This window comes from Mitsuaria sp. RG, assembly GCF_028369275.1.
In the GTDB taxonomy this organism is placed as follows: Bacteria; Pseudomonadota; Gammaproteobacteria; order Pseudomonadales; family Pseudomonadaceae; genus Aquipseudomonas; species Aquipseudomonas peradeniyensis.
Map to the genome: position 1 here is coordinate 139,323 of NZ_JAQMYQ010000001.1, position 12,961 is coordinate 152,283.

General features: G+C 63.5%; 12 protein-coding genes. 10 read left to right on the forward strand and 2 right to left on the reverse strand.

Annotation, left to right across the window (positions count from 1 at the left end):
* Positions 1-6 precede the first annotated feature (6 nt).
* The 5 genes from POF53_RS00640 (at position 7) to fdhA (ending at position 6,478) form a co-directional block, all read left to right on the forward strand.
* Entirely contained in the window at positions 7-342 is a 336-nt protein-coding gene (locus POF53_RS00640; RefSeq protein WP_028688435.1) for a sarcosine oxidase subunit delta, read from the forward strand.
* Entirely contained in the window at positions 339-3,356 is a 3,018-nt protein-coding gene (locus POF53_RS00645; RefSeq protein ID WP_232855030.1) for a sarcosine oxidase subunit alpha, read from the forward strand. Before POF53_RS00640 ends, POF53_RS00645 begins: the two co-directional genes overlap by 4 nt.
* A 142-nt stretch (positions 3,357-3,498) precedes the next feature.
* Positions 3,499-4,131, forward strand: a complete 633-nt coding sequence (locus POF53_RS00650; protein WP_186731738.1) for a sarcosine oxidase subunit gamma — start codon at positions 3,499-3,501, stop codon at positions 4,129-4,131.
* 12 nt (positions 4,132-4,143) lie between these two features.
* Positions 4,144-5,001, forward strand: coding sequence for a formyltetrahydrofolate deformylase (gene purU / locus POF53_RS00655; RefSeq protein ID WP_475859978.1), 858 nt, complete (start codon positions 4,144-4,146; stop codon positions 4,999-5,001).
* A 277-nt stretch (positions 5,002-5,278) separates the two neighbouring features.
* Positions 5,279-6,478: a formaldehyde dehydrogenase, glutathione-independent gene (gene fdhA / locus POF53_RS00660; protein WP_069015871.1), complete on the forward strand. Its 1,200-nt coding sequence runs from the start codon at positions 5,279-5,281 to the stop codon at positions 6,476-6,478.
* Positions 6,479-6,699: 221 nt separating this feature from the next.
* On the opposite strand, the gene POF53_RS00665 is transcribed toward fdhA, so the two are convergent.
* The gene (locus tag POF53_RS00665) at positions 6,700-7,506 is read right to left on the reverse strand and encodes an RHS repeat-associated core domain-containing protein (protein ID WP_498965866.1); all 807 of its coding nucleotides are present in this window, start codon (positions 7,504-7,506) and stop codon (positions 6,700-6,702) included.
* Positions 7,507-7,903: 397 nt separating this feature from the next.
* Here POF53_RS00665 and POF53_RS00670 point away from each other — a divergent pair, with 397 nt between their 5' ends.
* Both POF53_RS00670 and POF53_RS00675 read left to right on the forward strand, forming a co-directional pair.
* Positions 7,904-8,182 (forward strand): hypothetical protein, encoded by a 279-nt coding sequence (locus tag POF53_RS00670; protein ID WP_062572570.1) that lies wholly within the window; start codon positions 7,904-7,906, stop codon positions 8,180-8,182.
* 174 nt (positions 8,183-8,356) lie between these two features.
* On the forward strand, positions 8,357-8,929 hold the full coding sequence (locus POF53_RS00675; RefSeq protein ID WP_498965868.1) for a DUF2780 domain-containing protein: 573 nt from the start codon (positions 8,357-8,359) through the stop codon (positions 8,927-8,929).
* A 164-nt stretch (positions 8,930-9,093) separates the two neighbouring features.
* Here the strand turns inward: POF53_RS00675 and yihG are convergent, their stop codons facing one another.
* Positions 9,094-9,981, reverse strand: a complete 888-nt coding sequence (gene yihG, locus POF53_RS00680) for a 1-acylglycerol-3-phosphate O-acyltransferase, YihG family (protein ID WP_186712626.1) — start codon at positions 9,979-9,981, stop codon at positions 9,094-9,096.
* Between the two features lie 183 nt (positions 9,982-10,164).
* Here yihG and rloA2 point away from each other — a divergent pair, with 183 nt between their 5' ends.
* The 3 genes from rloA2 to creC all read left to right on the forward strand — a co-directional run bounded on the left by rloA2 (position 10,165) and on the right by creC (position 12,957).
* Positions 10,165-10,665, forward strand: a complete 501-nt coding sequence (rloA2, locus tag POF53_RS00685; protein ID WP_203649768.1) for a retropepsin-like aspartic peptidase RloA2 — start codon at positions 10,165-10,167, stop codon at positions 10,663-10,665.
* Positions 10,666-10,843: 178 nt separating this feature from the next.
* Entirely contained in the window at positions 10,844-11,524 is a 681-nt protein-coding gene (creB, locus tag POF53_RS00690) for a two-component system response regulator CreB (RefSeq protein WP_475859973.1), read from the forward strand.
* Positions 11,524-12,957, forward strand: coding sequence for a two-component system sensor histidine kinase CreC (gene creC / locus POF53_RS00695; RefSeq protein WP_498965871.1), 1,434 nt, complete (start codon positions 11,524-11,526; stop codon positions 12,955-12,957). Before creB ends, creC begins: the two co-directional genes overlap by 1 nt.
* Positions 12,958-12,961: the final 4 nt, after the last annotated feature.

Sequence of the window (12,961 nt, forward strand, 5' to 3'; positions counted from 1 at the left end):
ACCGTCATGTTGCAAATCTTCTGTCCCCACTGCGGCGAGCTGCGCTCCGAGGAAGAATTCCACGCGTCGGGCCAGGCGCACATCGCCCGCCCGCTGGACCCGAACGCCTGCTCCGACGAGGAGTGGGGCACCTACATGTTCTTCCGTGACAACCCGCGCGGCATCCACCACGAACTGTGGGACCACGTCGCCGGTTGCCGCCAGTACTTCAACGTCACCCGCGACACCGTGACCTACGAGATCCTGGAAACCTACAAGATCGGCGAGAAGCCTCAGGTCACCGCCGCCTCGAAACAGAGCACCGCGCCAGCGACCGCCAAGGGCCAAGGGGAAAAAGTATGAGCCAGACCTATCGCCTCGCCAGCGGCGGCCGTATCGACCGCAGCAAGGTGCTGAACTTCAGCTTCAACGGCAAGACCTACCAGGGCTATGCCGGCGACACCCTGGCCGCCGCGCTGCTGGCCAACGGCGTCGACATCGTCGGGCGCAGCTTCAAGTATTCGCGCCCGCGCGGGATCATCGCCGCCGGCACCGAAGAGCCGAATGCGATCCTGCAGATCGGCTCCAGCGAAGCCACCCAGATCCCCAACGTGCGCGCCACCCAGCAGGCCCTGTATGCCGGCCTGGTGGCCACCAGCACCAATGGCTGGCCGAACGTCAACAACGACATGATGGGCATCATCGGCAAGGTCGGCGGCAACATGATGCCGCCCGGGTTCTACTACAAGACCTTCATGTACCCCAAGTCGTTCTGGATGACCTACGAGAAGTACATCCGCAAGGCGGCGGGCCTGGGCCGTGCGCCGCTGCAGAACGACCCGGACAGCTACGACTACATGAACCAGCACTGCGACGTGCTGATCGTCGGCGCCGGCCCTGCCGGTCTGGCCGCCGCGCTGGCTGCTGCCCGTAGCGGTGCCCGGGTGATCCTGGCCGACGAGCAGGAAGAGTTCGGCGGCACCTTGCTCGACAGTCGCGAAACCCTCGATGGCAAACCGGCCGCCGATTGGGTCCATGCCGTGGTGGCCGAGCTGGAAAGCCTGCCGGAAGTCACCCTGCTGCCGCGCAGCACGGTCAACGGCTACCACGACCACAACTTCCTCACCATCCACGAGCGCCTCACCGACCACCTCGGCGACCGTGCGCCGATCGGCCAGGTGCGCCAGCGCGTGCACCGTGTGCGTGCCAACCGCGTGGTGCTGGCCGCTGGCGCCCACGAGCGTCCGCTGGTGTACGGCAACAACGACCTGCCGGGCAACATGCTCGCAGGCGCCGTATCGACCTACGTGCGCCGCTATGGCGTGGCCCCGGGCCGCAAGCTGGTGCTGTCGACCAACAACGACCACGCCTACCGCGCCGCGCTGGACTGGCACGACGCCGGCCTGCAAGTGGTCGCCATCGCTGACGCCCGCCACAATCCACGCGGTTCGCTGGTCGAAGAAGCCCGCGCCAAGGGCATCCGCATCCTTACCTCCAGCGCCGTGATCGAGGCCAAGGGCAGCAAGCACGTCACCGGTGCCCGCGTGGCCGCTATCGATGTGCAGGCGCACAAGGTCACCAGCCCTGGGGAAACTCTCGACTGTGATCTGATCGCCACCTCCGGCGGTTACAGCCCGGTGGTGCACCTGGCCTCGCACCTGGGCGGTCGCCCGGTGTGGCGTGAAGACATCCTCGGCTTCGTGCCGGGCGATGCCCCGCAGAAGCGCGTGTGCGTCGGTGGTGTGAACGGTGTCTACGCCTTGGGCGATGTGATCGCCGACGGCTTCGAGGGCGGCGTGCGCGCCGCCACCGAGGCCGGCTTCAAGGCCAGCGTCGGCACCCTGCCGAAAACCCTGGCGCGCAAGGAAGAGGCCACCGTGGCGCTGTTCCAGGTGCCCCACGACAAAGGCACCGCCCGTGCGCCGAAGCAGTTTGTCGACCAGCAGAACGACGTCACCGCCGCCGCTATCGAGCTGGCCACCCGCGAAGGCTTCGAGTCGGTCGAACACGTCAAGCGCTACACCGCCCTGGGCTTCGGCACCGACCAGGGTAAGCTGGGCAACATCAACGGTCTGGCCATCGCCGCTCGTTCGCTCGGGATAGGCATCCCGGAAATGGGCACCACCATGTTCCGCCCCAACTACACGCCGGTGACCTTCGGCGCGGTGGCGGGCCGGCACTGCGGCCACCTGTTCGAGCCGGTGCGCTTCACCGCCCTGCATGCCTGGCACATCAAGAACGGCGCCGAGTTCGAGGACGTCGGCCAGTGGAAGCGCCCGTGGTACTTCCCCAAGCCCGGCGAAGACATCCACACCGCCGTGGCCCGCGAATGCAAGGCCGTGCGTGACAGCGTCGGCCTGCTGGACGCCTCGACCCTGGGCAAGATCGACATCCAGGGCCCGGATGCCCGCGAGTTCCTCAACCGCATCTACACCAACGCCTGGACCAAGCTCGACGTGGGCAAGGCCCGCTACGGCCTGATGTGCAAGGAAGACGGCATGGTCTTCGACGACGGCGTGACCGCCTGCGTTGGCGACAACCACTTCATCATGACCACCACCACCGGTGGCGCCGCCCGCGTGCTGCAGTGGCTGGAGCTGTACCACCAGACCGAATGGCCGGACATGAAGGTGTACTTCACCTCGGTCACCGACCACTGGGCGACCATGACCCTGTCCGGCCCCAACAGCCGCAAGCTGCTGGCCGAGGTCAGCGACATCGACCTGGACAAGGAAGGCTTCCCGTTCATGAGCTGGAAGGAAGGCCTGGTCGGCGGCGTGCCGGCGCGGGTGTTCCGCATCTCGTTCACCGGCGAGCTGTCGTACGAGATCAACGTCCAGGCCAACTACGCCATGGGCGTGCTGGAACAGATCGTCGAGGCCGGTAAAAAGTACAACCTGACCCCGTACGGCACCGAGACCATGCACGTACTGCGCGCCGAGAAGGGCTTCATCATCGTCGGCCAGGACACTGACGGCTCGATGACCCCGGACGACCTCAACATGAGCTGGTGCGTCGGTCGCAACAAACCGTACTCGTGGATCGGCCTGCGCGGCATGAACCGCGAGGACACCGTGCGCGAGAACCGCAAGCAGCTGGTGGGCCTCAAGCCTGTGGACCCGAACGTGTGGCTGCCGGAAGGCGCCCAGCTGGTGTTCGATCCCAAGCAGCCGATCCCGATGGACATGGTCGGCCACGTCACCTCCAGCTACGCGGCCAACTCCCTGGGCTATTCGTTCGCCATGGGCGTGGTCAAGGGCGGTCTCAAGCGCCTGGGCGAGCGAGTGTATTCGCCCCAGGCCGACGGCAGCGTGATCGAGGCCGAGATCGTGTCTTCGGTGTTCTTCGATCCGAAGGGCGAGCGGCAGAACGTCTAAGGCTTGCGGCTGGTAACGCCGGGCCCTGTGGGAGCGGGTTCACCCGCGAATGCGATGTTGGCTGTACCGCCGCATTCGCGGGTAAACCCGCTCCCACAGGTTCGGTGTCGCTCTGACCCACAGAATTCAAGGCAGGTAAGAAATGAGCGCTATCAACGTCTTCCAGCAAAACCCGGGCTCCGATGCCAAGGCCCAGTCGCCGCTGCACCACGCCGACCTGGCCAGCCTGGTCGGCAAGGGCCGCAAGAACGCAGGCGTGACCCTGCGCGAAAAGAAACTCCTCGGCCACCTGACTATCCGTGGCAACGGCCATGACCAGGCCTTCGCCGGCGGCGTGCACAAGGCCCTGGGCCTGGAGCTGCCGGTGGCCCTGACCGTGGTCGCCAACAACGAGATGTCGCTGCAATGGGTGGGCCCGGACGAGTGGCTGCTGATCGTCCCCGGCGGCCAGGAGTTCGCCGTCGAGCAGAAACTGCGCGACGCCCTCGACGGCCAGCATATCCAGGTGGTTAACGTCAGCGGCGGGCAGACCCTGCTCGAGCTGCGCGGCCCCAACGTGCGCGACGTGCTGATGAAATCCACCAGCTATGATGTACACCCGAACAACTTCCCGGTCGGCAAGGCTGTCGGTACCGTGTTCGCCAAGTCGCAGCTGGTGATCCGTCGCACTGCCGAGGACACCTGGGAGCTGGTGATCCGCCGCAGCTTCTCAGACTACTGGTGGCTGTGGCTGCAGGACGCATCGGCCGAGTACGGCCTGGCTATCGAAGCGTAAGGAGCATTACCCATGAGTCGGGCACCGGACACCTGGATTCTCACTGCCGACTGCCCGAGCATGCTCGGCACGGTCGATGTGGTGACGCGTCATCTCTACGAGCAGCGCTGCTACGTCACCGAGCACCATTCTTTCGATGACCGGCTGTCGGGGCGGTTCTTCATTCGCGTGGAGTTCCGCGTCCCGGACGGTTTCGACGAGGATGCCTTCCGTGCGGGGCTGGCCGAGCGCAGCGAGGCGTTCGGCATGGCCTTCGAGCTGACCGCGCCGAATCACCGCCCCAAGGTGGTGATCATGGTGTCCAAGGCCGACCATTGTCTTAACGACCTGCTGTATCGCCAGCGCATCGGCCAGCTGACGATGGATGTGGTCGCGGTGGTGTCCAACCACCCCGACCTCGAACCCTTGGCGCACTGGCACAAGATCCCCTATTACCACTTCGCCCTCGACCCGAACGACAAGCCGGCGCAGGAGCGCAAGGTGCTGCAGGTGATCGAGGAGAGCGGCGCCGAGCTGGTCATTCTTGCCCGCTATATGCAGGTGCTGTCGCCGGAGCTGTGCCGGCGGCTGGATGGCTGGGCGATCAACATCCATCACTCGCTGCTGCCGGGGTTCAAAGGCGCCAAGCCGTATCACCAGGCCTACAACAAGGGCGTGAAGATGGTTGGCGCCACGGCCCACTACATCAACAACGACCTGGACGAAGGGCCGATCATCGCCCAGGGCGTGGAGGTGGTGGACCATGCCCACTATCCCGAGGACCTGATCGCCAAGGGGCGCGATATCGAGTGCCTGACCCTGGCGCGGGCTGTTGGTTATCACATCGAGCGGCGGGTGTTCCTTAACGCCAATCGCACAGTAGTTCTCTGATCGAGTGCCGGGGCTGCTGCGCAGCCCTTTCGCGGCACAAGGCCGCTCCTACAGGGATCGCATTCCCTCTGTAGGAGCGGCCTTGTGCCGCGAAAGGGGCGCGCAGCGGCCCCAGCTTTTGTCCTGCCGCAAAAAGACATCCCCCTGTCGCATCCAGTCACCGCCCCACCTCCCATCCAGCCCACAATCCCCTGCATTCCAGTAACACAGGCCGCCCACGGAAAGGCGGCGCTTTCCACCACCGCTGCATAAATACAAATCAAGCGAGGTAAGAAGCATGTCTGGTAACCGTGGAGTGGTGTATCTCGGCGCGGGCAAGGTCGAGGTGCAGAAGATCGACTACCCCAAGATGCAGGACCCGCGCGGCAAGAAGATCGAGCACGGCGTCATCCTCAAGGTGGTCTCCACCAACATCTGCGGCTCCGACCAGCACATGGTCCGTGGCCGCACCACCGCCCAGGTCGGCCTGGTCCTGGGCCACGAAATCACTGGTGAAATCGTCGAAATGGGCCGTGATGTCGAACGCCTGAAGATCGGCGATCTGGTGTCGGTGCCGTTCAACGTCGCCTGCGGCCGCTGTCGCTCGTGCAAAGAGATGCACACCGGCGTCTGCCTCACCGTCAACCCGGCCCGCGCCGGTGGCGCCTACGGTTACGTCGACATGGGCGACTGGACCGGCGGCCAGGCCGAGTATGTGCTGGTGCCCTACGCCGACTTCAACCTGCTGAAACTGCCGGACCGCGACAAGGCCATGGAGAAGATCCGCGACCTGACCTGCCTGTCCGACATCCTCCCCACCGGTTACCACGGCGCCGTCACCGCGGGTGTTGGCCCGGGCAGCACCGTGTACGTGGCGGGTGCCGGCCCGGTCGGCCTGGCCGCCGCCGCTTCCGCCCGCCTGCTGGGCGCCGCCTGCGTGATCGTCGGCGACCTCAACCCGGCCCGGCTGGCTCACGCCAAGTCGCAAGGTTTCGAAGTGGTCGACCTGTCCAAGGACACTCCGCTGCACGAACAGATCATCGATATCCTCGGTGAGCCGGAAGTGGACTGCGCCGTCGATGCCGTCGGCTTCGAGGCCCGTGGTCATGGTCATGAAGGCGCCAAGCACGAAGCCCCGGCCACCGTGCTCAACTCGCTGATGCAGGTGACCCGCGTGGCCGGCAAGATCGGTATTCCTGGCCTGTACGTGACCGAAGATCCGGGCGCGGTGGATGCCGCCGCCAAGATTGGTGCCCTGAGCATTCGCTTCGGCCTGGGCTGGGCCAAGTCCCACAGCTTCCACACCGGGCAGACCCCGACCATGAAGTACAACCGCCAGCTGATGCAGGCGATCATGTGGGATCGCATCAATATCGCAGAGGTGGTGGGGGTGCAGGTGATCAGCCTGGATCAGGCGCCGGAGGGGTATGGCGAGTTTGATGCGGGGGTGCCGAAGAAGTTTGTGATTGATCCGCATAGGACGTTTAGTGCGGCGTGAGATTGACATTGGAGCAAGGTCACAAGTCAGCGATCTTGCTCCAATGGTTGAAGCTTAAGCTAATTATTAGATGACCTGTCATCTGCCAACAATTCGAAGTTGGTAGCTCAGCTTTTGGGGCTGTTGCTTGAGGCGGGGAAGCATTGTTGTTGTCCGAGGTTGAAATGTTCGGAGCTTCAGATTCTTGGGCGCAAACGAAAAAGAATCGAATTGGTAGCGACTCAATCTTCAATTCTCAGAATTGCTCCTGCTTTTGTAATGTCGTTTTTTATCGTTTGTTCGATTGTGCGTAGTTCCAACCACTCTTTTACTGTTGGGCGCTGTCGCTCGATGGTTTCCATTTCACTTATAAGGCTAGACGCAGAATCCAAGTCTCTGCGGTAAAGGTCCTTTTCTCCTCTATCGCTGCGCGGATTTGCTTTCATTGCCTTTTGATGTTTCGTGTGCTGGGCTCTTAGTGTGGTGTATTGTTTTACATGTCTGTCGTCATTTAGGCTGTTTAGTTTGTTTAAGAGATCCTCAGATTCTTTGGTTTTGGAGGTTATTGCATTTTTGTAGTCTGGACTGAGAGTCAATTTTTGGCTCGGATCTAGCCTGCGTTCTCCGTCGACGATTACTGATTTGTATATGTGGCCTTGCGAGATGCCAATAGGGTCGAGGAGATAAGCTAGTGGTCTTGTTTTGGTGTGGCCACTTGGGTCAATGTTATTTATGGGGTCAGCGGAACAGTAAATGTAGGCATTTATACCGCCGGCCTCGAAAGGGCTTAGACTGTCTGGTGAGAGAAATCGCATTAACTGCGGACTGAACAAACGATAACCGTTGCCCAGCAGGTAACGGCCAGCGAGGTCACGTAACTGAGAGTTGAAACCTAGCAGGGGAGGCTTGGTGATTTCTGGAGATAAACTCCCGTAAGGTGTATACGACAATCTAAGTGCATCTGGTAACCGGCGGTGGAGCAGAACGGACCCTTGCATGTCTGAAGCCAGCAGTCCGACAGCTGCCTTGAACTCATATTCCTGTGCCATGTGAACATCATCCGAGGGACTTTGGTTAAGTCTGCGATGAGAGTGAGGTAAGTGACAACTGACAAAAATACCAGGTCATCGGAAAGCTCCTACTCGTTCTCAGGCTGTTTCTCACTGTATTCGTAGGGCTGCAGGAAATATCCTTCGCAATCTGTCAATTCACGTCTGATTGTCCGGGGAAATCCTGCCCACTAGGCTTTCTTGGTCGCTGTCGGTTCAGCGATCGGGTGTGGAAACCCGGATATGCATTCTGGACGTGTCGTCATGGCAGCTGTGCGCGGGAGGCTTTGTGCCTACCGGGTTTTCCTGAATGCATCCGGGTTTCCACCCCGTGTACAGCTGCCACCCTTTTGTGTGGAAACGAATGGTGCAGCATCACTGCATTCAGGTGACTGCCATGAAAAAGATCGTCCCCGACCCACCCCACCAATTCGCCTTACCCCCCGACAAATCCCTCGCCCGCGCCATCCACGACGGTGTCGTGCCCATGGAGTATGTACTGGCCAACGTCTCCCACTACCTGATGTTCGCCTTCAGCGACAGCCACCGGGCGCTGGACCGCATCGAGGACGAGGAGACGCGGCAATTGCTCAAGCTTGGGCTAAGAGCCATGCAGATCGCCTGGGGGCAGGCGGATGCGCTGGCCAGTGCGGTGGAAAACAGAGCTGGCCAGTAAATGTCCATCGCGGGGCAAGCCCGCTTCCACGAATGACCCAGCGCCGCGTGGGAGCGGGCTTGCCCCGCGATATGGCCCTTGTAATGAACACCGATGGCCGGCCCGGAACAAACCCCCTGCACTCCAGTCCAACCCCTCGTTTCCCGGCCATTCCGGCCGACGAGGTCCCTCCCGATGAAAGCATTCACCCTGGCAACCCTGATGACCCTGGCCGCAAGCCCGGTGTTCGCCTTCAACCTCAGCGACGCGGCCAACGCCGTCTCGGCCATGCAGAACCAGAATCAACAGGGCCAGGTGCAGGCCCCGGCCGGCCAGGCCAACCTGCTCAATACCTTGGGCAGCGAATTGAAGATCACCCCCGAGCAGGCGATCGGTGGCGCCGGGGCGATGCTGGGGCTGGCGCGCAACAACCTCAGCGGCGACGACTATGGGCAACTGACCAAGGCCGTGCCGGGGCTGGACCTGCTATCGGGCACCAATGCGCTGGGTGGGTTGAGCGGGCTGGGGCAGTTGCTCGGCAATGACCAGAACAGCTCGGCGTTGGGCAACGCGCTGGGCGGAGAGGTGCAGAACCGCAACGACCTGGACACCGCCTTCAAGGCGCTGGGCATGGATACCGGGATGATCGGGCAGTTCGCGCCGTTGATCCTGCAGTATCTGGGGCAGCAGGGGATTGCCGGGTCGTTGTTGCAGAATCTGGGGAGCTTGTGGAACACACCTGCGCCGTTGAGCCAGCCATCGGTTTGAGCGCCAGACGCGGGCAGGGTAGGAGCGGCCTTGTGCCGCGAAAGGGCTGCGTAGCGGCCCCAGGTTCCCAGCGTTTAGGCCAAGAGTGCAGGGGCCGCTGTGCGGCCCTTTCGCGGCACAAGGCCGCTCCTACAAGGGACCGCGAAATGCTGTAGGCGCGGGCTTCAACGCATTTCGGCGCGCAGTTGCTCGATCCGCTGGTCCTTCTCCAGCCACAGCTGGTTCACCCAGGCCTGCACCGTCTGGCGGAAGGCCGGGTCGTTCTCGTAGTCGCCTTCGCTCAGCGCCGGATCCAGCTCGCGCACGCGGATGTCGATGATCACCCGGCTGATGCTGCCGTTGAGCAGGTCCCAGAACCCCGGTGCCTTGTCGCCCGGGTAGACGATGGTCACGTCGAGCAGCGCATCCAGCTGCTCGCCCAGCGCCGCCAGGACGAAGGCCACGCCGCCGGCCTTGGGCTTGAGCAGGTGGCGATAGGGCGACTGCTGCTGTTGGCGCTTGGCCTCGGTGAAGCGGGTGCCTTCGAGGTAGTTGACCACGGTCACCGGCTGGCGCTTGAACAGCTCGCAGGCGGCCTTGGTGATCTCCAGGTCCTTGCCCTTGAGTTCGGGGTGCTTGTCGAGGAAGGCCTTGCTGTAGCGCTTCATGAACGGGTAATCCAGGCCCCACCAGGCCAGGCCCAGCAGCGGCACCCAGATCAGCTCTTTCTTGAGGAAGAACTTGAAGAACGGCACGCGGCGGTTGAGGCTCTCGATCAGCGCCGGGATATCGACCCAGGTCTGGTGGTTGCTCACGCACAGGTACGAGGTGTCCTGGCGCAGGGTATCGACGCCGCGGATGTCCCACTGGGTGGGGATGCACAGGGCGAAGATGGCCTTGTCGACTTCCGACCAGGTCTCGGCGATCCACATCACCGCGGCCGACGCGTAGTCGCGGCCACGGCCGGGCAGTACCAGCTTGAGCAGGGCGAAGACCAGCAACGGGCCGATCATCACCAGGGTGTTGAGCAGCAGCAGGGTAAGGGTGAGGGTGCCGGTCAGCAGGCGACGCATAAGGAGACTCTTGTTGGTGTGAGGTAAACGGTGGCTAATGATAAGCAGGGCAGTGGCCTACGCCAAACGTCGTACGTCCATTAACTGGGACAAATGTTTCACATTGTGTTGTTTAACCTTTGCCAGCGAACCTATCCTGCCTGCGCAGTCTAAGCACTGACCCCTCTCAAGGAAGCCTGCCCCGTGAAACCCCTGCTTGCCCTGCTGTCCCTTCTGGCGCTGCCGGTGATGGCCGCCGAGCCCACCCTGTACGGTCGCTACGAGAACATCGCCCTGCCGGAGATCGGTGAAACCCTCAAGGCCAAGATGGACACCGGCGCCTACACCGCGTCGCTATCGGCCAAGGATATCGAGCTGTTCACCCGCGACGGTGAGGACTGGGTGCGTTTCCGCCTGGCCACCAAGAATGCCAATGGCAAGGTCTACGAACACAAGCTGGCGCGCATCAGCAAGATCAAGAACCGCGCCGACGAGGAAGAAGAAGGCGATGCCCCCGAGCTGTCGCGCCGCCCGGTGGTCGACCTGGAACTGTGCCTGGGCGACGTGAAGCGCACCGTGGAGGTCAACCTGGTCGACCGCAGCAGTTTCAACTACCCGCTGCTGGTGGGCGCCAAGGCCCTGCGCGAGTTCAAGGCGGCGGTGAACCCGGCGAAGAAGTTCACGGCGGGCAAACCGGACTGCTGATTTCGCATTTGGGGGCGCTTTGCGCCCCTTTCGCGGCGCAAGGCCGCTCCTACAGGTATTCGCGTTTCCCTGTAGGAGCGGCCTTGTGCCGCGAAAGGGCCCGTAAAGGCAACAAGGATTGCGTGACCATCGCGGTTTGCCTCAAAGTCCAGCCTTTGCCCCAGCAAGGCCGGACGCCATGCCTCACATCCTCATCGTCGAAGACGAATCCGCCATCGCCGACACCCTGGTCTACGCCCTGCAGGCCGACGGCCACAGCACCGAGTGGGTGACCCTCGGCAGCGCCGCCGTCGAGCAGCAGCGCCTGCGCCCGGCCGACCTGGTGATCCTCGATATCGGCCTGCCCGACATCAGCGGCTTCGAGACCTGCCGCCAGCTGCGCCGCTTCAGCGAGGTGCCGGTGATGTTCCTCAGCGCCCGCGACGCCGAGATCGACCGGGTGCTGGGCCTGGAGATCGGCGCCGACGACTATGTGGTCAAGCCCTTCAGCCCCCGTGAGGTGGCCGCGCGGGTGCGGGCGATCCTCAAACGCATGGCGCCCAGGGTGGAGGTGGCCAGCGAAACCGCGCCGTTCCAGCTCGACACCCTGGCCATGCGCATCAGCTACCGGGGCCAGGCGCTGACGCTGACCCGCCACGAGTTCCGCCTGCTGCAGAGCCTGCTTGCGCAACCTCGCCGGGTATTCAGCCGTGAACAGCTGCTCGACGGCCTTGGCGTGGCCTCGGACGTCGGCTACGAACGCACCATCGACAGTCATATCAAGAGCCTGCGCGCCAAGCTGCGCCAGGTCGCGCCCGACGCCGAGGCGATCCAGACCCACCGCGGCCTGGGCTACAGCTACAGCCCGGAACACGCCTGATGCGCTTGGGGATCCGGATCTTCCTGGTGTACTTCCTGTTCGTCGGCCTGGCGGGCTACTTCCTGCTCAACACGGTGCGCGAGCAGATCCGCCCGGTGGTGCGGCAATCCTCGGAAGAAACCCTGGTGGACACCGCCAACCTGCTGGCCGAGATCCTTCACGACGATGTGAAGAACGGCACCCTGACCCAGAGCCGCCTGTCGCAGGTGCTTGCTTCGTATGGCGAGCGGCGTCCGAGCGCGCAGATCTGGGGACTGGCGAAGAACCAGGTCAGCCACCGTATCTACGTGACCGACGCCAAGGGCATCGTCCTGCTCGACTCCAGCGGCCAGGACCTGGGCAAGGACTACTCGCGTTGGAACGATGTCTACCTGACCCTGCGTGGCCAGTACGGCGCCCGCTCGACCCGCAGCGACCCGGACGACGAAAGCACTTCGGTGATGCATGTGGCGGCGCCGATCCTCGACGGCGGCCGAATCATCGGCGTGGTTACCGTAGCCAAGCCCAACAGCTCGTTGCAGCCGTACATCGACCGCTCCGAGCGGCGGCTGCTGTTCCTCGGCCTGGGGCTGATCGTGCTGGGGCTGTTGGTGGGCGCGGCGCTGTCGTGGTGGCTGACCCGCTCGCTGCGTAGGCTTACCCATTACGCCCAGGCGGTCAGCGAGGGCGAGCGCGCCGCGTTGCCGCACTACAAGGGCGGCGAATTGCTGCAACTGGCCACGGCGGTGGAGCGCATGCGCACCCAGCTGGAGGGCAAGGCCTATGTCGAGCGCTACGTGCACACGCTCACCCATGAGCTCAAGAGCCCGCTGGCGGCGATCCGCGGCGCCTCGGAGCTGCTGCAGGGCGACATGCCGCAGGAGCAGCGGGCGCGCTTTGCCGGCAATATCGAGCGCGAGAGCGAGCGCCTGCAGCAGATGATCGAGCGACTGCTCAACCTGGCGCGGGTCGAACAGATGCAGGCACTGGAAGATGAACAGCAGGTGGCGGTGGCGGCGCTGATCGACGAGCTGCTGCTGGCCCATGGCGCACGGATCGACAGCGCCGGCCTGCAGGTGCGCCAGCGCATTCCGGCGGGCGTCTGGCTGCTGTGCGATCCGTTCCTGATGCGCCAGGCGTTGGCCAACCTGCTGGACAACGCGCTGGACTTCACCCCCGAGCGAGGCGCGCTGGCCTTCGAACTGGAGCGTGACGGCGAGCGGGTGGCCCTGAGCCTGTTCAATCAGGGGCAGGCAATCCCCGAGTACGCTCTGGGGCGGGTCAGCGAGCGGTTCTATTCGCTGCCAAGGCCTGGGACCGGGCGCAAGAGCACCGGGCTGGGGCTGAACTTCGTGGCCGAGGTGATGCAGCTGCACGGCGGGGCGCTGGCGGTAGACAACGTCGAGGGTGGGGTGCGGGTACGACTCTGGCTGCCGGGCCGACGTTATAGCTGACCCT